The organism is Paenibacillus periandrae, from assembly GCF_022458865.1.
Lineage (GTDB): Bacteria > Bacillota > Bacilli > Paenibacillales > NBRC-103111 > Paenibacillus_S > Paenibacillus_S periandrae.
Genome location: NZ_JAJNMU010000022.1, coordinates 101,141 through 122,905, shown reverse-complemented (window position 1 = coordinate 122,905; position 21,765 = coordinate 101,141). Strand labels below are relative to the sequence as shown.

Annotated in this window: 18 protein-coding genes and 3 pseudogenes; all 21 read right to left on the bottom strand. The window is 41.7% G+C overall.

Annotated elements, in window-relative coordinates; translation table 11 throughout:
* Position 1: 1 nt before the first annotated feature.
* On the bottom strand, positions 2–769 hold the full coding sequence (locus tag LRL21_RS32085; RefSeq protein ID WP_240419850.1) for a class I SAM-dependent methyltransferase: 768 nt from the start codon (positions 767–769) through the stop codon (positions 2–4).
* A 10-nt stretch (positions 770–779) separates the two neighbouring features.
* Positions 780–1,820 carry a hypothetical protein gene (locus tag LRL21_RS32080; protein WP_240419849.1) on the bottom strand — a complete coding sequence of 347 codons (1,041 nt, stop codon included), beginning with the start codon at positions 1,818–1,820 and terminating at the stop codon, positions 780–782.
* Between the two features lie 26 nt (positions 1,821–1,846).
* Complete coding sequence (locus LRL21_RS32075; RefSeq protein WP_240419848.1) at positions 1,847–4,420, bottom strand: pseudaminic acid biosynthesis-associated methylase; 2,574 nt, start codon at positions 4,418–4,420, stop codon at positions 1,847–1,849.
* Positions 4,417–4,980: a hypothetical protein gene (locus tag LRL21_RS32070; RefSeq protein WP_240419847.1), complete on the bottom strand. Its 564-nt coding sequence runs from the start codon at positions 4,978–4,980 to the stop codon at positions 4,417–4,419. The genes LRL21_RS32075 and LRL21_RS32070 overlap by 4 nt, the downstream gene beginning before the upstream one ends.
* A 387-nt stretch (positions 4,981–5,367) precedes the next feature.
* A complete protein-coding gene (locus LRL21_RS47365) occupies positions 5,368–5,976 on the bottom strand; it encodes a flagellin (RefSeq protein WP_275901017.1) in 609 nt (202 codons plus the stop codon).
* A gap of 1,790 nt (positions 5,977–7,766) precedes the next feature.
* Positions 7,767–8,187: pseudogene (locus LRL21_RS47360) on the bottom strand (flagellin N-terminal helical domain-containing protein); the annotation flags it as partial.
* A gap of 109 nt (positions 8,188–8,296) precedes the next feature.
* Positions 8,297–8,548 (bottom strand): annotated as a pseudogene (locus LRL21_RS46970) (flagellin); the annotation flags it as partial.
* Between the two features lie 2,217 nt (positions 8,549–10,765).
* Positions 10,766–11,098: pseudogene (locus LRL21_RS46965) on the bottom strand (flagellin N-terminal helical domain-containing protein); the annotation flags it as partial.
* A gap of 181 nt (positions 11,099–11,279) precedes the next feature.
* The gene (csrA, locus tag LRL21_RS32045; RefSeq protein ID WP_240419846.1) at positions 11,280–11,513 is read right to left on the bottom strand and encodes a carbon storage regulator CsrA; all 234 of its coding nucleotides are present in this window, start codon (positions 11,511–11,513) and stop codon (positions 11,280–11,282) included.
* Positions 11,513–11,968 (bottom strand): flagellar assembly protein FliW, encoded by a 456-nt coding sequence (gene fliW, locus LRL21_RS32040; RefSeq protein WP_240419845.1) that lies wholly within the window; start codon positions 11,966–11,968, stop codon positions 11,513–11,515. Before fliW ends, csrA begins: the two co-directional genes overlap by 1 nt.
* Positions 11,969–12,015: 47 nt before the next feature.
* Positions 12,016–12,585, bottom strand: a complete 570-nt coding sequence (locus LRL21_RS32035) for a DUF6470 family protein (RefSeq protein ID WP_240419844.1) — start codon at positions 12,583–12,585, stop codon at positions 12,016–12,018.
* A gap of 21 nt (positions 12,586–12,606) precedes the next feature.
* Entirely contained in the window at positions 12,607–13,500 is an 894-nt protein-coding gene (gene flgL, locus LRL21_RS32030) for a flagellar hook-associated protein FlgL (RefSeq protein ID WP_240419843.1), read from the bottom strand.
* Between the two features lie 36 nt (positions 13,501–13,536).
* The gene (gene flgK / locus LRL21_RS32025) at positions 13,537–15,123 is read right to left on the bottom strand and encodes a flagellar hook-associated protein FlgK (RefSeq protein WP_240419842.1); all 1,587 of its coding nucleotides are present in this window, start codon (positions 15,121–15,123) and stop codon (positions 13,537–13,539) included.
* A gap of 57 nt (positions 15,124–15,180) precedes the next feature.
* Positions 15,181–15,684 carry a flagellar protein FlgN gene (locus LRL21_RS32020; RefSeq protein WP_240419841.1) on the bottom strand — a complete coding sequence of 168 codons (504 nt, stop codon included), beginning with the start codon at positions 15,682–15,684 and terminating at the stop codon, positions 15,181–15,183.
* Between the two features lie 33 nt (positions 15,685–15,717).
* Entirely contained in the window at positions 15,718–15,990 is a 273-nt protein-coding gene (gene flgM, locus LRL21_RS32015) for a flagellar biosynthesis anti-sigma factor FlgM (protein WP_240419840.1), read from the bottom strand.
* Between the two features lie 105 nt (positions 15,991–16,095).
* Positions 16,096–16,518, bottom strand: coding sequence for a flagellar protein (locus LRL21_RS32010; RefSeq protein ID WP_240419839.1), 423 nt, complete (start codon positions 16,516–16,518; stop codon positions 16,096–16,098).
* A gap of 110 nt (positions 16,519–16,628) precedes the next feature.
* On the bottom strand, positions 16,629–17,450 hold the full coding sequence (locus LRL21_RS32005) for a ComF family protein (RefSeq protein WP_240419838.1): 822 nt from the start codon (positions 17,448–17,450) through the stop codon (positions 16,629–16,631).
* Positions 17,447–19,357: an ATP-dependent helicase ComFA gene (locus LRL21_RS32000; RefSeq protein ID WP_240419837.1), complete on the bottom strand. Its 1,911-nt coding sequence runs from the start codon at positions 19,355–19,357 to the stop codon at positions 17,447–17,449. Before LRL21_RS32000 ends, LRL21_RS32005 begins: the two co-directional genes overlap by 4 nt.
* Before the next feature lie 24 nt (positions 19,358–19,381).
* Positions 19,382–19,780, bottom strand: a complete 399-nt coding sequence (locus tag LRL21_RS31995) for a glycosyltransferase family A protein (RefSeq protein ID WP_240419836.1) — start codon at positions 19,778–19,780, stop codon at positions 19,382–19,384.
* Positions 19,781–19,835: 55 nt separating this feature from the next.
* Positions 19,836–20,564 carry a response regulator gene (locus LRL21_RS31990; RefSeq protein ID WP_240419835.1) on the bottom strand — a complete coding sequence of 243 codons (729 nt, stop codon included), beginning with the start codon at positions 20,562–20,564 and terminating at the stop codon, positions 19,836–19,838.
* 2 nt (positions 20,565–20,566) lie between these two features.
* Positions 20,567–21,721, bottom strand: a complete 1,155-nt coding sequence (locus LRL21_RS31985) for a sensor histidine kinase (protein ID WP_076233510.1) — start codon at positions 21,719–21,721, stop codon at positions 20,567–20,569.
* Between the last annotated feature and the right edge of the window lie 44 nt (positions 21,722–21,765).

Below are 21,765 nucleotides of genomic sequence, written 5' to 3'. Positions count from 1 at the left end.
GCTATCCCTTAATAATAAGCAAATCATCTCGTGTATATCCAAATGGTAAAGATTTATCTTGTGGAAGCAAATATGCCTCATTACCAAGTTTTCTTATATACAAAATAGTTTGGGCAATCATTTCATCAGTAAAATCAAAGCTTAATACTTCCTCATCCTGTCCATATGTTAAGGAGTTTTCATCGTTTCTTTTGGTCACTCCGCTCAGATACTCATCTCTTTTGATTTCTTCTTCTGTACGAAACTTTTGTCTTTCCTTGTTCCACTGTTCTTGGAACCGCCTTCCAATATCCGAAGTATTGAATCTTTGCTTCTTATCCATATTCGGAATGTCGCCAATTAACATCATGCCACCCGGCTTTAATGAGTCCAACGCTTTGCTAATAAATACAAATGCTTCCTCCATGGATTTCATATAGTGAATGACACTGTATATCAATATTTTGTTTACTGGTGGTAAAACAAACTTATCCTCAAGCCAATTTCCATCTAAAAGTGTACAGTTGTCCATTATCGGCGATTTGCGCAACCTATCTATCATTCCTATATGGTCAATACCTACAACTGATTTAACCTTGAGCGATAATGGAAATAATAAGGTTCCTGTGCCACAACCAAGCTCCAGTAAGGTATCATTTTCGTTCAGCTTAAGCTTCATAGCTACTTCATTAATCATAAATGGCAAAGAAAACTTTTGATACGTTGTTCTACAAACCGCCAGAGTATCATCGTTGATTTGCTCTCCAAGTAATCCGTAAAGTTGAAACATAATACGCCTCCTATCTATCGATTTGGCCTATATAAGAATCCACTCTCTGATTCCAAATAGGAGCGATCTCACTCTTGTTAAAGACGTACTCTCCAAAAGGCTGCGAAACTAACGCCCCACCAAATCGTTTTTTGAATTTACTTATCGTTACTAATTTATCGTTGACTTCATAGTACGGAGAAGAACCATAAAATTGCTCACCCAACTCGTAATGAGTGACTCCAATATCTTTTAAATATTTGATAGCCTCTACATGAAGAATATGGGAACCTATCGGGCTCTCGGCATCACTACAAGCCATTGCATAATAAGCATACTTTTTATAATAAATAATGTAAATATAAGAATGAATTTCAGAACCTATTGATAGCTCCAGCAAGATACCCCTTTTTCCCATTATCATATCATATAATATATCAAAGGTTTTTTGAGGTCTCGTTACCTTTCCAGCCGCTTTGAAATATGCTTCTTTAAACTGCTTTATAGTGCCTGAAGAAATTGAATTCGCATCGTATATTCGAGCGACAGCTAGAAATTTTTGGGCTTGTTTAATGGATTGTCTATGTTTTGGATGAATTCCAGTAAAGATAAGATCAAAACTCTTACTAATATTCAGAATTGATGTGTAAGAAGGCACTTCATAATAATTATATTTCAAATAACTAGGTTCTACATCTGATACTTCTGAAATCTTTGCATTTGATAACCTCATTTGCAATCGCAAGGCTTGATGATTTATTCCTTGTATCTTAATGTTCTCAAAAATAGCAGTTTCCACTGCTTTATTTTCCTTTTCACTCAAACCAGCTCTAACCAGAGGAGCGGGTAAAGGGCCCCCGCTATAAGATAATGTTACTACATTATCATTTTTTTCTTTGATTAAAGGTACAATAGCCAAAATTTGTTCCTTTTTTTTCACAAAAAATGAGAGGTTTTCTTTACATGCCGATAGACTACTGTTCATTGTATATTCCATCCAGGTAGTAGTATGCCAAAACCATGAACCTTGATGATTCATACAAAAACTATCCCAATCTTCTTTTGACTCCATCCTAAATGGGATAATCTCCATAAAATCTATCCCTTCTTCTCCAGCAAATACATCGCATCGACATTATCCGAATTTACATATTTAACTTTCTCAAACTTAACTAATTCCAGATCTGGGTACATGTCCATAAACATTCTGGCGTAATCTGCTTTCCACATTGCTTGATCATGACCACGGTATGCAATTTCTTGCAACTGCTCTGCATAATATTCAAAGCCCCAAATGTAACGGTCCGTCATTCTATACATTTCGCTCATAATTTTCGGGAGATTATCCGGTGAAATATGAATCAACACCCCACTCGTGAAGACCATACTAAAATATCGGTCACGGAAAGGAACATCAAAAGCATTGGCTTGAATAATATTAATATTTTTTGTTAGTTCTTTGGCTTTCTCGACTGCATATGACTGTAACTCAATTCCATAAAGCTTGTCTTGCCCCATATCTTGTAACACTCTCAACTGATTTCCTACATTACAACCAACTTCAAGAATCGATTCTATCTGTACCCCATCCAGAAACCTCTGGTTGAGTTCTGTACGTGTTACACCATAGTCAGTCTTATAGGCATCATCTAATTCATTGGTCGAGTATATATTTCTTTCAGTGTAAAGTGCTCCGAAATCACTTGTCCAAAGGTGTTCCTGTTTCAATCCTTTATCTCCTCCAGCATTCTCTATCTCCTGATTCTCTTGTGCGGTATATTCAATAATCTTGGTCAGACTATTGAACAAAAATTCAATTTCTGTATAAAGTTTCTGTATATTAGCCAAAAATTGAGTAAATGCAGTGATGGTTTTTTCAGCCTTTTTATAAATATCCATTTCGGTTCTAATTTCTTGTGAGGCCAAATTTAAATATTGTAATTGATTTCTACTCATAGGTCGGATAAAGACATCGTAATATTCGTTTTTAAACATACTTTTGAAAATCTTATCAAGCTTTGGAAATTGTTTACTAAGTTGAGATGCCCCTTTAACCTTAACTAAAGTATCCATCTTTTTGAGTTGCTTTATTGCATCGTTGTAAAACTTAGGAAATACTTCATACTTTTCATACATAAGTCTGGACTGCTTCAATAATTGAACAGTATCGAAAGCGGGAGTCGCCTTCTTGTACCATTCCTTCTCAACGATAGATTCGGTTAAGAATTCGTCGGTAATCTCCAGTAAGGACTTGAATGGCGCCCCTTCAATCTTAGCTCCACCCTGAGTTGTATTATATATTTCAGAGCCATATTGCTCCCTATAATTAGAAATAATTGACTCCATCTGCTTGCGAGCCATATCATGACTAGCTACAGTTGGGACTTCCGAGCCGTCAACACTTTCAATCATAATTAAGTTAGCCTTCTCTGCTTCACTCAATTCCTCACTCTGTCTATATTGATACTTGATCCCCTTAGCGTAGTATTGATTGTTCCGATAAGAAAAGTTTTGACCTGCTAGTATAATCCGACTAAAACCTAATTTATAAAGAAGCTGAAGTGTAACAATAGCAATTGTAGGCGCATCTGCAACAATCTGATCATTTTCTGCCAGATGTTGATCCTTAAAATAAAACTGTGAAACTGTATCTTGGTTTGTAACCATATAAAGCATAGGACCCGGATAAAGCTCAACGGTTTTATACCCCACGCTAGTTCCAAATATCATAGGAATTTCTTTGATTTGATTAGTTATAATTTCCTCGTATGCCAAGTGATTGTATGTGTTAGGATCATATGTGCAAATAGCATCAGGATAAATCCCTTGAGTAATTAAAGCTTTATTCGCAGATCCTACCGTGAAGATGTAGGCCAACCCTTTTTCCTTTATTTCACGAAGGTTCTCAATTTCATCTTCAAGCGAGGGGCCTGCAGCTACCATAATGACTGGCTTACCTTCGAAATATTGTTTGTATTGAAAAATATTGGTTGTCTCCAATACCTTATAAAAATTATGCAAGCTATTAACGCTCCACAACTTTTCGTAAGCAACATTAGTATTTAATGTAGACCTCCGCGTAGCAATGGTTTCCTTAAATTGCTTCTCAAATCCTTTTACTTTTTCTGCATAAATCCTTGTATATACAGGGTGTGTGATAACGAGTACTTTCTCTTGCATATTCTCAACAAATTGAGAGACGTTTATTGCTGTAAAAGCAGGCATGTAGTCTACGTAAAAGTTTTTCAACTGTTTAAGGGGTAGCTCAGAAAGACTTCGCATTGATAAATACTTATACAATATGCTGATATCAGGTTCATATAAAGAATAAGTCTTATCCGGATAGCGTTCCATTAGCAGTTCAACATGATAAGCAAAACCGATACCATAAAAAAACAAATGATCATACTCATGGATCTGATTCTCATACTCACGAATCCAATAGGACGCTTCTTCTTTAGGGTCGTACTTACTGTGTAAGAGAGACTTACTATTGTCGTTGACTATCTCAAGAGTAGGCAATCCACTCTTGGAAGTAACTACCGTTAAGTGCTCTAACTGCAATTGATCTTCTACCGACTCGTAAAAATTGATGATATTAGAGTATTTTTTTTTAAGGTACGCCACATTATCAATAAGAATCATGTTATCTCTCTTTTCCTGATTTATCATTGGGTGTATTCCGCTATACCTGAGTATATTTTGCTAGTTTCATATTTTAGAATATCTCCGATCATAATATGATCTTTATTGTTCAAGGCCTCTTGAAGCTCTTCAACATTTTGAATTAATTCCTTTTTCAATTCAATTATCTTAATATTTTCTGGTGAAGTTACATTCTGCTCTAGAAGAGAGAGAACATCTGATACCCAGCCCAGAGAATCGAATAATACCGTTAATTGGTTCCATGCCTCGACTGAAGGAGTTCTATAAAAATCTTCGGATAGGTCCAAAATAATGGGTGTAGCTCCTGTTACATACTCATTTGTACTTTGCTTAAGGCTATCAACTTGCTCCTCTTTTGAGAAAAGTGCAACTTCTATTTCTAATAACTCCTCAGTTAGCAAGTCTAAATCTAATTCCTTATTATATAACTGGCTTCCATTTACACTCATATGATCAAAGATTAATTTCGTCTCTTGTTCTAGTTTGGTTATAGTCTCAAATAACTCTTTAACCCCCTGTTCATCTTGTGTAAAACTGTACCTTTTTTCATTAATTGTTACTATCATAATAGTATGTCCCCCAATAATCTTCAATAAGTACTTATATCGGCATTTTTCACAAAAATCAATAGAGGAAAATTATTCTCCGTTGCTCTTGAAATTTTTTTCCTTAAACTTGAACAGAATGATGAGAATGCATTAATTACTAAAATTTGAATATCTACTCACAACTTTACAAACCATTTAGTTAACAAAATAATTGATGAAACCACAAAAAATCGCTATGAGCTTGCTTATTCTATGAACCGAATTTTAGATATTAATAATGAAGTCTCTTACCCCCATAAATTAATTGTTATGATTCCGGTTCATTAAATTCTGAATAAACAAATAAATAAAGAGATTCCATGGGACTTCTTTGGAATCTCTTTATTTATTTGTTTATTAAAAGGGCTACCCCAACAGCATCAAAACACTTTTAGATTGCTGATTGGCTTGAGCCAGCATGGCTTTTGATGCTTCAGATAGTATATTATTTTTTGCAAAGGACATTGTTTCTCTAGCCATATCTACATCCCTAATCCTGGATTCCGAAGATGTCAAGTTCTCAGAAAATACACTTAGATTATAAACCGTATTTTCCAAGCGATTCTGAATAGCACCCAGTGTAGCACGCTCATCAGAAACCCGTTCTATGGCATTGTCGATGACGGAAATAGCCCAACGAGCACTTGAAGCTGTGCTGACATCAATATGAGTGAGTCTTAACGATGTTGTATCCGCACTATTCACATTGATGGAATCAACAATGCCTTGATTTGCACCAACCTGGACCAACAGAGATGTATTCTTCGTCGCATCCTGAGCCTGTTGAGTAACATGAAACTCCCCAAATGGTCGATTAAATCCACCAACAGGGGTAGAATCGGTAGCTGATTTAGTTGCTGATAGCACCAAATTGCTCAAATCATACTGAGCACCTTGTTTACCATCAATGCTGATAGCACCTTTTTTTAAATCCAATCCTACTGAAGCACCTTGAAACGCTTCTACAGATCTCATTAATGCCGTTATGTCTCCAATGGTCGATTGATCCTTTACCACAAATGATGCACTAAAGCCCTTGCCTCCTTGCGTACCGGTAAATGTAATTACATTACCCGTTTCCAGACCCAGATTATTATGGTTATCATCAATCAGATCAGCTAACCTCGTACTCGTTGAGAGTGTACGGTCAACATTGTCAGTACCTGTAATAACTCTGTTCGTTGGTGTTGTACCTACAGCCGCTGTTATCTTAGCCCCGGCAACTAATGAGGTATCAAATAACGCATTTGCACCCGATGCCCCTGCAATTGAACTTATAGAAAACTTCGATGCGGCGGTTACTGTCGTTAAGCGCAATGTCTCGTTAAGACCACTGACACTGGTTGATACATGGATAGCCCCTGAACCAAACGCTTTATCCAACTCCGCTTGCAAACCTTTGACGACCGCATCTCTCGTCGTAAGCCCGGAGCCTGTGGTCGTTGCTCTTTCTATGTTCGCCTGATCCAGCAAGTTTATGGTCGCTGATTTATTTCCCAAAACAATATTCAGCTTGTACTGATCCAGGTTGTTTCCAAGACCACTCAAGCTTACACCACCTGCGATGTTAACAGTTCCTGAGATATTACCTGCAACAGCACCGAACCCCAATGCACCTAAGGCACTTCGGTCATCTGCTTCCGGATTAACAATCGTCACTGAGGAGTTAGAGCCTGTAGACACCGATTCAAACTCCACTTTGTTGTCGGCAGAAAGACGAGCCTGCACTTTACCCGTCAATGAAACGTCTGCCCCAATCTGGTTATTAATCTCACTGATTAGCTGTTCCTTGGTGGTATAAAGCTTGGATGCTAATGTTATGGTGCGTAACTCGCCTCCATCTACTGCTAGCCTGAACTGATCGTTAACCCCGGAAGCAATGAAAATTCCATCGGAATAGCCCAAAGTAGAATTCAATCCCTCATGTGAGATCACAGAACCCGATTGAATAATTCCACCTGAGGTATTCGTTGAAAGACCAAAAATATTCGTGAGACCTGCTGCCCCAGAAACATTAAAAAGATCAGTCTTAACAAGAGAGGATAACTCCAATTTCCCCGAGCTACTACCTACCCGAATAGCGTTTTCCCCAAAAGCAGTATTCAATTGCCTCTGTATCTCTGATTTCAATTCTTCAAAGGAATAGTTCGTATTATCAGCAAGTGTAATGGTAGCAGTGCCACTTCCAAGGTTTACAACAAACTGCCCTGAGGTTGCACCACTCGTAATATTGATTCCAGCACTCGCATCCATGATTCCCCCAACTTTATCCTGATAGCCCCTGAAGCCCATCGCAGATAAAGCAGATCGATTAAATGAACCAGAACCTATTGAAAAAATAGTTTGGTCTCCTGCTTCCTTGGTCATGATTTGAAGTTTGCCATCAATGACCGATACTTGCACCTGGTTCTTTTCCACATACAGCCCTGATTGCTTTAATGCTGTATTAATCGCTTGTTCGATTGCTTTGCTGAACTCTTCCTGGGTATACCCTGATCCCGTACTTGCTGCAATGAATGCACCGGATACAGTAGTTGCACCATTAATGTTAAATGTGAAATTATCATTTACACCTGTGATGATTCTAATTTTCTTATCCAATGCATTGAAAGCCGTCTCCGAGTATCCATAGCCGGTAATCGTCTGCACAGTTCCTCTTTCCGTAATAGAACTGCCACCTATCGCCTGGCCTGCTGTTCCCATTAGGTCAGCCGCATCTATAGCGTTCGAAACTACCTTTGTACCCTGTAGATTCTTGGCAGCCGATAAACTTCCATTTAATAGCTTCTTCGTATTAAACTCTGATGTATATGCAATCCTGTCGATCTCTTGTTTAAGCTGATCCATTTCTTTTTGAACCTGCAGTCTATCGGAATCGGTATTGGAATCGTTGGACGATTGGACAGCCAACTCCCTCATCCTCTGCAATACACTATGTGTTGTACTTAAAGCCGCCTCGGTTGTCTGGATCAATGAGATGGCATCCTGCGCATTACGGGATGCTTGGTCCAAACCTCGAATTTGCCCACGCATCTTCTCTGAAATAGCCAAGCCAGCTGCATCATCACCTGCGCGGTTAATACGATATCCCGAAGATAATCGTTCTACTGATTTCTGTACAGCCTGGTTATTATCTGTAAATTGTCGATGCGTATTGATTGCCGACATATTATGATTTATTCTCATGCCGCTCCCCTTCTCCCTTCAGACCACTTCTGTGGAATTAAATCGCCACGTAAGCATATACAGGAAAAGACTCTAGAAATCTCTAGAGTCTTTCGCCTGGTGTCAAAGATTAACGAAGGAGTTGAAGAACGCCTTGCGGCTGTTGATTCGCTTGAGCTAACATTGCTTGAGCTGCTTGAGAAAGGATGTTGTTCTTGGTGAAGTCCATCATTTCCTTCGCCATATCCACATCGCGGATACGGGACTCGGATGCTGTCAAGTTTTCCGAAGATGTTCCCAGGTTGTTGATTGTGTACTCCAAACGGTTTTGAATGGCTCCAAGCTTAGCGCGCTCTTGGGATACAGATTCAATTGCGTTATTAACAACACTGATTGCAGATTGAGCACCCTCTTTTGTACTTACGTCAACATTAGAGATTTTCAATGTGCTGGCATCAATATTATTAATATCAAGAGCAACAGTTTGACCTTGGTTAGCACCAATTTGCATGCTTAGGGAAGAATCAGTAGCAGCATCTTGTGCTTTTTGAGTAACTTCGAAAGAACCAAAGGCTCTGTTGAAATTACCGACTGCGGTAGTATCAACAGCCGATTTTTGAGCTTGCAGCTTTAAATTGCTCAAATCATATTTCTCACCGTTTTTACCAGTAATGTTGATTGTTCCTTTGGCAAGGTCAAGGGCAACGGAAGCTCCTGCAAAAGCTGGAACCGCGCGGATATTACCTAGCAAATCGCCAATTGTGGAATTCGAATCAAGTGTCAAGGTGGACTTGAATTCCTTACCATTTTGGGTTCCTGTAAAAGTAATAACATTACCGGATGTTAATCCAAGATTATTGTTATCTTTATCAGTCAAATTGCTTAACAATGTGTTCGTTGCAAGCGTATTGTCAACGGCATCGACTCCTGTTGTAGTAACATTTGTCGGTGTCGTACCCAACACTCCCGCACCTGAACCTGTTGCATTAAATAGAGCAGATGCACCAGAACCCGCACCTATTGCTGACGTAATAGTGAATTTGGAGGTTGCTGTAATTGAAGTAAGTCTTAGGGTTTCCGTATCACCCGATATAACCGTACTTACATTAATCGCATCTTTACCAAACGCTTTGTCCAATTCTGCTTGTAGACCCTTGATAATCGAATCCTTAGTTTGGTTACCAGAAGCTACTGAAGTACTTTGCAGAATATTCGGTTGATCCAGAAGATTGATCGTTGCTGATTTGTTACCGAGAACTACAGTCAGCTTGAAGTTATCAACTGTACTGTTACTTCCGCTGAATCTGAAGCCAGATGAGATATCAACCGATCCAGAAATTACTCCTACGGAAGGACCATATCCAATTGCTCCTAGTGCACTTTGATCTGCTGCTGGAGATGCTGAAACGGTTACCGAAGACGCGGAACCTGTTTTAACAGAAGTAAAGACCACTTTGTTAGAAGCATCCAAACTCGCTTGAACTTTACCTGTCAAATCAGTGTTACTTCCAATTTGGTTATTAATTTCGTTTACCAGATCCTGTTTGGTTGCGTACAGCTTGGCAGACAATGTTAAGGTAACAGCCGCTCCACCGTCAACAGCAAGATTAAATTGGTCATTGACGCCAGCAGCGATATTAATACCTGTTGAGTAACCAAGAGTTGTGTTGGTTCCAGCTGTTTTTACTGATGTACCGGAGTTAACAATTCCACCTGAATCTCCGTTAGTGCCACCAAAGATATCAGCAACACCCGTTTGAGTTGCAGTACCAGAAAGTGTGAAGGTTTTGGCTTTAACTAAAGATTCAATCTCAATCTTGCCATCGCCATCTGCGTCACCAACTTTAACCACACCAGCACCGAATGCTGTATCCAGTTGAGTTTGAATATTATTAATAATTCCTGTTTTATCATAAGCTTGACCGGAAACAAAAGTAACAGTACCAGATAATCCACCCAATATTACAGTAAATGAGCCAGAACCGGAACCATCAATAAATGTCTTACCCGCACTGTAATCAAGTGTACTTTCAATTTTATTCTGATAACCATTAAAGCCCATTGCTGCTAGAGCAGATTGGCCACTAGTGGATGGAACATCAATTGATAAAGCTGTTTCACGGCCAGCTTCAGCTGTAGATAACTTCAACTTAAAGTCAGATGTAACCGAAACTTTAACCTGATTAATTTCTACATTTACTCCTGATGCAGTTAATACATTGTTAATTGCTGCTTCTACTGCTTTAGCAAACTCATCCCGTGTATAACCTGATCCAGTTGAAGCGGCAATTTGTCCACCGGAGAACTGTGTACCGTTTACTGTGAAACCAAAAGTATCATTAACACCAGTAACGATTTTCACCTTCTCGTCCAGTGCGTTAAAGCCTGTATCGGAGTATCCAGTACCCGTAACAGTCTGTACAGCCCCACGCTCAGAAATCGAAGCTCCCCCAGTAGCTTGTCCAGCCGATGCAGCCAGATCAGCAGCATCAATCTTAACAGAAGCAGCCTTCGTTCCTTGCAATTCTTTAGTTGCAGTCAAGCTACCGTTCAACAATTTTTTTGTATTAAATTCAGTTGTATAAGCAATGCGGTCAACTTCGGATTTCAACTGTTCAACTTCTTTTTGAAGCTGGGCACGGTCGGAGTCAGTTGAAGTATCATTCGCGGATTGTACGGAAAGTTCACGCATACGTTGAAGAATGTTATGGGTTGTGCTCATTGCGCCTTCTGCTGTTTGTACCAAAGAGATTGCATCCTGAGCATTACGGGAAGCTTGATCCAAACCACGGATTTGACCGCGCATTTTTTCGGAAATTGCCAAGCCAGCAGCGTCATCGCCTGCACGATTAATACGGTAACCTGAGGACAATTTCTCCAAAGATTTGTTAGTGCCTGCTGTGTTGTTCGTTAATTGACGGTGCGTGTTCATTGCTGCTAAGTTGTGATTAATTCTCATTGTCTTTTCACTCCTTGAATGGGTTACCCACTTCCATGTGGGGGATTCTGACATACTACCCTAACAGGTCGGCCGTTCCTGTCGAATAGTGCCTATAGACTATATCGAACTTTCAACTCCAAATATGAATAGTGATTTTAAAATATTCCAGATTTTATTTTTCCCGCTTCCCATACAACTTATTAAGCTGCTCCATATCAGCCATTCCAGAAGATGCCTCTCGGTTATTCTGTTTAATCGCCTCATACACTTCCTTACGATTTACTTGCACATTCTTAGGGGCCTGAATACCGAGCTTGACCACATCACCTTCTACACCTAACACAATGACTTCAATCTGATCACCAATGATAATGGATTCACCTTTTTTTCTGGCAAGGACGAGCATTACACATCTCCCCCTTCCATAATGGATTGCTCGATGGGAATTAATTTTTGCTTAACTGTATACTTCGTTCCTTGCAGAATAATTTGTTTACCCAGAAGGTCTTTATTATTTAGAATGATGGGCGCAAGCAGATTGATTGTCGCATCTTCCAGGCTTTCACGAATCGATACGATATTCCAAACCAGTACATCTGTTTCTTCCTCAATGGTTAATTCCTGCTTTACGTCCTCAGAGATTTCAAATTCATACTCTGGATAAAAGGCAAATGGACTTACAACTATGAATGCAACATCCCCATCCTCAACGGATTGGAGGAAAGAAAAGGGAAGTTCCATGTTCGGCTTAATAATAACAAACTGGTGCAATTGCTCGAACCCAGGTATTCCCTGAGGAAAAGTAATGATCTCTGTATTCTGAATCTCGATCTTGCCAAAACGAAACGTGCTTATTTCCATAATAGTGTAGTCCCTCCCAAAAAATAAAAAACTATAGACTTGTTAGTCTATAGTTTAGTATCAATTTGCGGTGGAGTAAACTCAATTTTGGCATAGCTCAACATCTGAAAGTCAAATTTACCTCGTTGAGCACTGATCTCCGGTGGATTGACTCTCGCTGTGATCTTCGCTCCACCCTCTTGGACCTGAATATCCGGTTTACCCGCTTCATAATGAATGTCGACATTATCGTAAGAGGGTTCCCCGGCAAAATTCATCTCTGGAAAACTGACCCGGAAATCCTGGCCCATATCGGCGATAGGATTCCCACCCTCATGGATCGCCCACATCCGGTTGCCATCCTCTACCCTTTTGGCTATGCCCTGCAGCCAAACGTCACGCGCTCCGGAATAAATGCGAAGCATCACTTCCATATTGTTAGCCTTGCCCAAAGCGTCCCATGCTTTGCTTTGATCGATATCCATAGTCCCTTTAGGTTGCTTGATATCCATTTGCGCAGGCACTTGCTCAATCTCCTGCGTTGGACGCGGCTGCCTGATTTGTTGTTCTGCAGCATCGGAATCAATCCGATAGCTTGCATTCTCTGAGCGAAATTGAAGCTGAGGAATAGGAAACATTTCAATCGGCCCCCTTAATAATTACCTCAAGAAATCGACTAAGCTCGGTTGAATAATCTTGGCTCCAGTTGATAAGGACGCCTGATAAATATTTTCTGCAACCTTCAGATTCGTAATAACGCCAGCCATATCGGCGTCCTCCGTCTTGGATTGCAGACTCTCTACATTTAAGCTAATATCCTTCAATCTCTCATCGGTAAGCTCAATTCGATTCATTTTAGCTCCAATATCGGCACGTACATCCAGAAATTTGTTCATTCGTGAATCAAAGTCCCCGATGGCCTTATTGATTGCCGTGAAGTCACCATCACCGAGTGCTTTTATAAAATCCTGTGTAATTTTAAACATATTATCCGTATCTGTTTGTTCGCCAAACACACGATTACCGGGAACATTCACAGCTATTTTAACCCCAGCACCAATCTCGAAATCTATCATCCCAGTATCGGATTCTTCGGTTACTGCATTTTCTAGTGTATAAGGCTTTAAGTTGGTCAACTCACCGTTAAAAACATACTTACCATTGAATTGACTATTCCCAATGTCGACCATTTGTTCGTAAAGCTGAGAGGACTCTGCTTTCATCGTATCTAGAGCAGCTTGTGGATTTGTTCCATTCGAGGCCTTCACTGCCATTTCTCGAAGCTTCTGAACTACTTCTCCTGCCTGACCCATTACAGTGTCTGTAAACGACATCCATGAGGTAGCAGAATTTGTATTGGCTTGGAACTGCTCATTGGCCGATAATTCGCTGCGATAACGCATTGAAAAGCTGATACCTACTGGATCATCGGATGGCTTATTCAACCGTCGTCCTGTTGACAGCTGATTTTGCAAATTGTCCATACCTTTGAGATTATTATTTAAATTACGCAGGAATTGAGTACTCATCATCCCTTGGGTAACTCTTTGCATCTGGACATCTCCTTTCTTTCAAGAAACTAACGAATATTATCTGCCTACGACACCCATGCTGTTAATTACTTTATCGAGTGCTTCATCGTAGACGGTCATCGCTCTGGCCGCTGCATTATAAGCATGCTGGAATTTAATCATGTTCGCCATTTCTTCATCCATGGAAACTCCGCTTACCGATTGTCTTCTGGCATCCACCTGCTCAACCAGAACCTTTTGATTCGCGGCCTGCCGATCAGCCTCTTGCCCCTGCACACCCAATTGCCCAACCACAGCTCGGAAAAATTCATCCAACGTACCGTCCTTCAAAACGACAGTCCCCGTGCCCGTCGGATCGAAGTTGAAGGATTGCTGACGAAGTCCTGCTATGAGTAGCGACATATCGTTATTACCTCGAACCACTTTCTCCACATTATCTACCGGATCTACATAGGTTCTGAGTGCTGCAGCAATATTGGAAACGTTGTGTTCAATAGTAGGGTTCACGATAATGTTAGCTGCAGTGATAGCACCACCATCACTACTTTTAAAGAAATCCTCACCCGTAGCAAACGTACCATTATTGAGTACATAACCAAGCTTGTGCAGTCCATTAAAGCCCTTAACGGTAATATTTCTATTATCCGATTCCTTAAGTGTTCTATCTGCTACTGATCCTGAATAAGTTTTCGTGCCTACAACGGTACCTTCCGGAACAACGGACCCTGCTGGCAAGGTAACTGTTACATCGCCCTCGACCATCGTTTTAACCATGGTGTCGATTTCGTTCTGATATGAAGTTACCAATACATCTCTTGATTGGATCATGCCATACACTTCTCCACTGCTTAAATCGCCACCATAGCTTCCCTGAAGCGAACCAGCAGTAACCGTAGAAGCCACGTTAAAACCATCTACCAGGACCTGAGCGCCCATGGATACCGTATAGCCGCTATCATCCTCTTTAACGGTTATATTAATGGTTTTCGATAAATCATCCAGCAATACATCACGTTGATCTCGAAGATCGTTCGCATTATTCCCCAAACCCTCAATGCGGTAGATTTCATTATTAAGCTTAGCAATTTGATCAGTTGTTGAATTAATATAGGTCGTTTTTACATTAATATTATCAGTCAAATCTTGAGAAAGATTGCTCAATTGCTTCGATGCAAAATTGAATGCATCTGCCATCGCCAAGGCACTCTCCTTAACAACGGCACGCCCCGTCAAATTATCTGGAGCTTTACTTAGCTCCTGCCATGCATTCCAAAAATTTTGAATTACTTGTCGAACTCCTGTATCCGATGGTTCATTAATTATGCCCTGGATCTTATCAAGCGTATCTTGACGTACGGTCCACTCGCCGGATGATTTATTTTCATTATAGAACTGGGAATCAAGGTGCTTTTCCCTAATTCGTGTAATCGAGGAAAACTCAACCCCTTGTCCCATCTGTCCAGGCACTGTGCTTCTCTGAAGTCCAATGGCTTCCATTGGCTTTGCTGCAACCATATTGACTACTTGACGAGTATATCCGCGTGTGTTGGCATTGGCTACGTTATGACCGGTTGTATTCAACGCCTCTTGTTGTGTAAATAAGGCACGCTTCGATATTTCTATTCCACCAAATGTTGAACGCATAGCGCGAGGTCTCCTTCCAATTGATCGTGCTCGTGTATAATGTGAGGCTTGTGCCTGTTATGCTCTGGTATCAAAAATGCCAAGTCGCTTGTTGTTGCCACGAGCATTGTGCTGAGGCTTATGATAAAAGGCTTCATCATCGGGCGGTCCCACGATTAAATCCAAAGAATAATCGATGAAAGATAACGAATGCTCGATTAGCTGTTGATTCAATTGATTCATTTCCCTAAGCTTTCGTATCGTACCTAGAAGCTGCTTCTGCAGCGCCAGCAAGGTTTTCTTTTCTTCCATATTAAAAATGATTTTCGTTAAATCGCTCACGGTCACTTTGGGATTAGGCTTGTAGCCCTTTTCCATTAAAAATTTTCCGATCACTTCCAAGCGCTGCTGATCCAACTCTCCCAGCTGCTTGATCAGTTTGTTTTCCTTGTTAACGATTTGCGTCAGCCTCTCCACATTGTTGTGGATGAGCACCTGCTTCTTCTCTTCAGCCAACTCGCACAAGGCATCATGTACATCATTGAATGCCGTCATTGTTTGAATCAAAGCCTGAAATGCCATACTACTCATCCACCTAGTTGTTTAGATTCAGTATTAATTTATAAACGGAAAAAGCTTTTCTGCAAGTGTCCTGGCATCCAATTTGTAAGTTCCAGCTGCAACTGAATTTTTTAATGATTCAATTTTTTCTTTTGAGTGTTCCACCTTTGAAGGATTCAATGAACCTAACAGCTCCTTGGCCTCACTCGATATCTCCACTTGATCTTTCTTCTTACCGGATTTACCAGTTGCGGAGACAGACAGAGCATCATGGTTCTTTTGATATTGATTAACGGCACCGATCCGATTAGTTCCATTTATCTTCATGAAAACACCTTCTTTCAATTAAAATAACTTCACCGATAAAGCGTTATACTTTTTATCGGTGAAGTTACAGCAAAAGTTTATATTAAGTTTTGAGAATGAATTGTTTTAATAACGATCCTTTAAACGATCCTGAATTTTAAATGTGTTGTGGTTCTCTTGGGTTTCCCTCAGCTTTTTACGATGTTCGTCCTCAAGCATATTGTTGGTGTCCTTGGCCAGCTTGGAGCGACATGAATCGCACATCGTATGTTCACGAATTGCAGTACCGCATACTTCACAATCATAGCTCATATTCGGGTTGCCTTTAATCGAGATGCGCCCTTCACGAATAAATTTGGTGATGAGCTGATGAGATACCCCGGTCGCTTCGCTTAAATCAGTGATAGAGCAGGAACGGTGCTCTCTTAAATACTTCAAGCATTTCTCATACTGCAGATCGATTTCCTTAATACAATTTCCACACATGCCATACATATTCTTTAAATAGACTTTCCCACAACGTTGACAATTAGCCACATTTAAAGTCATTATTTTATCCCCTTCCGAAACATCAAAAAATAGCATCATGTTACATCTAGTGTAGCTTACAAGTCAAACGCTTGTACACTATAATTTGGAACGTTTATGGAAATAAATATTTATCTTGCCCAGCTAATCCCGTATACGGCTATATCCAGCTCCATTGTGATCACTTTTGCACATTCATTCAATGTACTGCCAGTGGTATATACATCATCAATCACATACAGTCTTACGGCCTTACGTGACGTCATCATTTGCAAGCTGCTGCGGACAGCAGGATTAAGCGCAAATACCCCTTGTAAATCAGCCAATCGATCTCCGCGTGTCTTGAAGCTTTGTTTATCCGTATGGCGCACCCGTTCGAGCAGACCAATTACCGGAATACCGGTTAGCCGGCCAAGTTCCTCGGTTAGCTGCTCTGCTTGATTAAAGCCACGCTCGGCTAATCGTCTTTCACTTAAAGGCACGTAGGTTAGCAGCTCAACATAAGAGCCTGCAGTGCTTTGAGATTCAGCCTGCCTATGGTGCATATGATAGGCGTGTAGCAGCATTTTGCCGAGCAAGGCTCGCAGCTTTTCATGACCTCGGTATTTAAAAATCCCAAGCCACTCCTTCATGAGCGGGCTGTAGCTGACAGCACTGCGATTTTGTACAAAAAAGGTCTCTTGGCGCCGACTGCAGTCCCCACAGATTTCGGGGCGACCGCAGCATTCGCATTCAACATGCAAGATCCATGGAATGGAGGCGCTGCAAGTATGACATAAGGGCAGCTCCCCGCGTTTGGTATAGGAACCACTGCATGCAATGCAGGAATAACGGCTTGGCGACAACAGGTGCTCTGCTTGCTTCAGACGATCTGATAGCCACTGACTTATACGTGCACCCGTACTCTTAACTGGAACCGGACCTTGCTTACGCGGGTTACCCGGTGTATTCATGGGCTCTGTTCTTTCTTTGAACGTAAATATCCCTTCTTTCTGGCTAAGGCATTCATCGCCTTGATTTGTCGAACGGCTTCCACTTGTTCACGTGTTCGTTCCTTGGCTGCAAAAAATACCAGACCTGCCGGATCATCCGCAGAACGACCCGCGCGACCAGCCATTTGCACAAGTGACGCCGAATCAAATAGCTGGGCGTCAGCATCCATAATATATACATCCGATTTGGCTATCGTTACCCCACGCTCCAGAATCGTCGTTGTCACCAGCATACGGATGCTCGTATTGCGAAAATCGGTGACCTTTTGCGCGCGCAGCTCGTCCTTGGAGGAGGTGCCTTGTATGACGATTCCAGGGAATATGCGTCTCAGGAGCAGCACGAACGGCTCTATAAGCTGGATTTTGGGTACAAAAATAAAAATTTGTGCGCCTCTGTTTAACGAAATGTTGAGTTTATCATGAAGGCTGCGCGGAATAGCGGCACGTTTTTGCTGCTGTGACAAGGAAGGTGTAGGCAGCAGGACAGGTACTGGCAGCGGATGACGATGATATCTTGCTGCCACCTTCACATGAGGGAGCCTACCGCGCTCAGCGGCTCTCTGAAGCTGTCTGGGAGGTGTTGCTGACAGCAGCAGGGTTACACCACCAGTCGTGCAGACCTTACGGGCCGCATATTCAAGCATGGGACTATTGTGGTAAGGAAACGCATCGATCTCATCGATAATAACCAGATCAAACGCACGCTCGAATCTCAGCAGTTGGTGTGTGGTGGCTATCGTCAGGGTTCCGGTATCCCAGCGCTGCTCGCTTCCCCCATACAACGTGACTACCGGCAGCGGAGCAAAAGCCTTTTCCAGCCTTGGCCTGAGCTCCAGCACCACGTCACGTCTGGGAGTAGCAATGACAACGCATTTGCCTCGGTTCAGCATATATTGAATCATAGGGAAAATCATTTCGGTTTTACCAGCGCCAGTAACAGCCCATATCAAAAACTGCTGCGGTTTATTATGGTATTTAGGTTTGGAACCAGACTCCCATTCATTTCCTTTCAAAAAAGTTAATGCTAAATAAGAGGCTTCTGCCTGCACATTACTCAATCCCCAAGGCTCTATGTATCGTTGGAGATCATGTTCTTTTTCTGCCTTCGGACTTTTCTCCTGATCCATATGCTGGTTAGCAGGTACACTGACCAGAATAGAACAAAAGCGTGAGCGGCCCATCGTCAAACACTGCTCACAATAGGGACAAGAGGTCCCGCAAAACAAACAATCCGTCATCACCATATGCATGGCATCCGCTCCACAGCGTCGGCATTCATAGACCGGCTTGTGGTTCAGAGATGGAAAGGTTCGTTTATAATGCAAGCTGATGCCTTGACTCAACTGCAGTTTACCGTGCAAATAACCCATTTGCATATAGAGTAAAGGTTCCTTCATAGCCCCCAGCAGCCCATGGTGTTCCATCAATTGATTCATTTCCTCTATAAGTAAGCTGCGACCTTGCAAGATGCTAATCAGCTTCGCAAGCTCGTCCTGTCGGACGGTCGCACTTCCTTCCGCCGTCTGCCTGTATCCTTCCCATTGGAGGGCGTCACACTCAAGCAGAAGCCCCTGATGGCTGTCAACTCGTCTCGCTAGCGGTATATCCAGGCGTTCTGCCTGTTGTTGAATCTCCCTCAGCAGAACATCCGGAGAGCAACTCTTGGCTTGCTTGGTCTTTTTTTGCATTTCATTCAGCTTGACAGTCAACGCAAGAGCTTGTCCAAATGAAACAGCAGGTTCAAGCACCCAAATCTTCAGAGAATTCGGATGCTCGCCGAACCAATAGGCCATATCGGCCCTTACATCCAAAGTTAAATGCCACGAATAGGCTTTATCGTTTATTAATGCATAAATGACCGTCTTCATCTCTCACCCTTACCACCTGAATTTTCACAGCATTTTGTAAGCGGTTTCTAAAATTTCTTGATGCCCTAGCCGAATTACCATAACCTGCTGATCTTCGTGTCGTGCTATCCATTCATCAAGCGTATTTTGTTCATCAAAGCTTTGAATCTCAATTTGATAAGTTATCCTCAGCCGTTCAACAATCGCCAACGTTTCATCCGTTGAGCCTTGATCCGCTATAATCATCTGAATATCTCTACCCTTTAGCTTGGAGAAGAACTGCAAGGATCGAATGAACCATTCCACCTGTGTTTGATTATTATAAGTGATCAACCAGACATATACTTTTTTCGGGTTTGTCTGAAGCTCCCGCCGATAATACCAATGCATCAAGACGATACTGGCAGCATAGCTGCCCACAATCCATAATAACCCCACCATCATCGCGGCTCCCTCCTTAAGCCATTATATGCCGCGACGAGTTGGTTGGTTCCTAAGGCTACAACGTGACCCAGCCGTTTTTGATCGCAACGATAACTGCTTGCGTACGATCATCAACTTCCATTTTTTGCAAAATACTGCTCACATGGTTTTTGACTGTTTTTTCACTAATAAACAAAAATTCACCGATCATCTTATTGCTTTTACCTTCCGCCATTAAACGCAAGACTTCCGCTTCTCTTCTTGTAAGTGGACTGCTTTCGCTATGTATATACTTGACTCCTGCTTCCTTGGAGACAATACCTGCACCCGCTACACCAACCTCATCCAGATAGGTCATGCGCCGCAGCTGATTGATCAGCTTCCCTGTCACTTTGGGATGTATATAAGCATGTCCTGCTACTACAGAGCGAATCGCATTAATTAACGACTCGGCTTCCATGTCCTTCAGCAAATAACCGGACGCGCCTTTGCGCAGCGTTTCAAATACATAGCTCTCATCATCATGAATCGATAAAATGATAACCTTGATGTCCGGAAAGATTTCCTTCAACTTGCCAGTCGCTACGACACCATTTTCAATAGGCATATTAATATCCATCAGGACAATATCCGGATTGAGTGTATTACACAGCTCGATGACTTGAATCCCGTCACCACATTCGCCTACAACCTCAAGGTCATTTTCCATATTTAAGATTCGCTTGACACCTTCGCGAAACAACTGATGGTCATCGGCAAGAACTAATCGAATATTGCGTTTCGTACTCCCTGCTGTTACCTCCATAATTACCCCTCCTTCGATTCTAGTTTGATAGGAATTAGCATTGAGACCTTCGCCCCTGCACCTACGTCTGATTCAACTTCCATTCTGCCTTCCAGCAGTTCAACACGTTCTCGCATCCCCATCAGACCGTAATGACTGCCTTTATCGATTTTTTTATCGATCTGCTCGACTACAAAACCAATTCCGTTATCCTTGACGGTCACCTTCACCATTTGCTGTTGATAGGTAAGCTCCAATGTTACATGGGAGGCTTGCGAGTGCTTCAGTACATTGGAAAAGGCTTCCTGCACAACTCGAAAAATGGCAACTTCCATTCCCGAGGGCAACCGTGCTTCTTTCCCAGCCAGTTCGATTTTGGTGCGTATTTTTGTTTTTTCTTCATAATCCTGAATGAACTTGCGAAGTGCCGGGACAAGTCCCAAATCATCCAGTGCCATCGGACGAAGATTGAAAATAATTTTACGAACCTCTTCAATCCCGCTTCTGACCTGAATCTTCAAGTCGACAAGCTCTTCCTTGGCAGAGCTAATGGTATCCCTGTTCAGCATCCGTTCAACTATTTCGGTACGAAGCACGACATTAGCCAAGGTTTGCGCCAATCCATCATGGATTTCCCTTGCAATCCGTTTGCGCTCCTCTTCTTGTGCCAAAATAATTTTCAACCCTATCAACTGGCGATTTTTCGCTGATTCCAATAAACGTGTAACCTGATCCAAATCACCATCCAGATATTCCAGCACCACATTAACCTGGGATACGACCGACTCGGCACGCTCAAGCTGCTTATCTACATTTTTGATTCGCTTTTGCAAATCATCACGTCTTGCTTTCAAATGCAGCTCTTTTTCTCTTAGCATAGCAAGCTGAGTCTGCATTTGAGTCGCAAGCTCATAAGCTGCACGAATATCGTCTTCCTTAAACCGTTTAAAATCACGGCTGACTTCGGTCAGACGCACGCGTGCCCGGCGGTACTCCATTTCAAATCGGTCAACTTTATTAATCGTGTTTGTTGTTTCTTCCATAACCTGCTGTAATTCGCTGTTCAGAGCTTGTCGTTCTGACCGAACGCTTTCACAGATTTCGAAAATTTGATATTTGCTACTTTCCATGACATCAATCGCATTTTTAATAACGCGATCCAAAGCATCCACTTGCATCCCAGTCCGACTCCTTCCAGCGATTCCATACACAAAAGTCTGCT

Bases quoted from the DNA above. Each gene is read 5' to 3' on its own strand.
- LRL21_RS32085 (WP_240419850.1), bottom strand. From the start codon at position 769: ATGTTTCAACTTTACGGATTACTTGGAGAGCAAATCAACGATGATACT.
- LRL21_RS32080 (WP_240419849.1), bottom strand. From the start codon at position 1,820: ATGGAGTCAAAAGAAGATTGGGATAGTTTTTGTATGAATCATCAAGGT.
- LRL21_RS32075 (WP_240419848.1), bottom strand. From the start codon at position 4,420: ATGATAAATCAGGAAAAGAGAGATAACATGATTCTTATTGATAATGTG.
- LRL21_RS32070 (WP_240419847.1), bottom strand. From the start codon at position 4,980: ATGATAGTAACAATTAATGAAAAAAGGTACAGTTTTACACAAGATGAA.
- LRL21_RS47365 (WP_275901017.1), bottom strand. From the start codon at position 5,976: ATGAGATCTGTAGAAGCGTTTCAAGGTGCTTCAGTAGGATTGGATTTA.
- csrA (WP_240419846.1), bottom strand. From the start codon at position 11,513: ATGCTCGTCCTTGCCAGAAAAAAAGGTGAATCCATTATCATTGGTGAT.
- fliW (WP_240419845.1), bottom strand. From the start codon at position 11,968: ATGGAAATAAGCACGTTTCGTTTTGGCAAGATCGAGATTCAGAATACA.
- LRL21_RS32035 (WP_240419844.1), bottom strand. From the start codon at position 12,585: ATGTTTCCTATTCCTCAGCTTCAATTTCGCTCAGAGAATGCAAGCTAT.
- flgL (WP_240419843.1), bottom strand. From the start codon at position 13,500: ATGCAAAGAGTTACCCAAGGGATGATGAGTACTCAATTCCTGCGTAAT.
- flgK (WP_240419842.1), bottom strand. From the start codon at position 15,123: ATGCGTTCAACATTTGGTGGAATAGAAATATCGAAGCGTGCCTTATTT.
- LRL21_RS32020 (WP_240419841.1), bottom strand. From the start codon at position 15,684: ATGGCATTTCAGGCTTTGATTCAAACAATGACGGCATTCAATGATGTA.
- flgM (WP_240419840.1), bottom strand. From the start codon at position 15,990: ATGAAGATAAATGGAACTAATCGGATCGGTGCCGTTAATCAATATCAA.
- LRL21_RS32010 (WP_240419839.1), bottom strand. From the start codon at position 16,518: ATGACTTTAAATGTGGCTAATTGTCAACGTTGTGGGAAAGTCTATTTA.
- LRL21_RS32005 (WP_240419838.1), bottom strand. From the start codon at position 17,450: ATGAATACACCGGGTAACCCGCGTAAGCAAGGTCCGGTTCCAGTTAAG.
- LRL21_RS32000 (WP_240419837.1), bottom strand. From the start codon at position 19,357: ATGAAGACGGTCATTTATGCATTAATAAACGATAAAGCCTATTCGTGG.
- LRL21_RS31995 (WP_240419836.1), bottom strand. From the start codon at position 19,780: ATGATGGTGGGGTTATTATGGATTGTGGGCAGCTATGCTGCCAGTATC.
- LRL21_RS31990 (WP_240419835.1), bottom strand. From the start codon at position 20,564: ATGGAGGTAACAGCAGGGAGTACGAAACGCAATATTCGATTAGTTCTT.
- LRL21_RS31985 (WP_076233510.1), bottom strand. From the start codon at position 21,721: ATGCAAGTGGATGCTTTGGATCGCGTTATTAAAAATGCGATTGATGTC.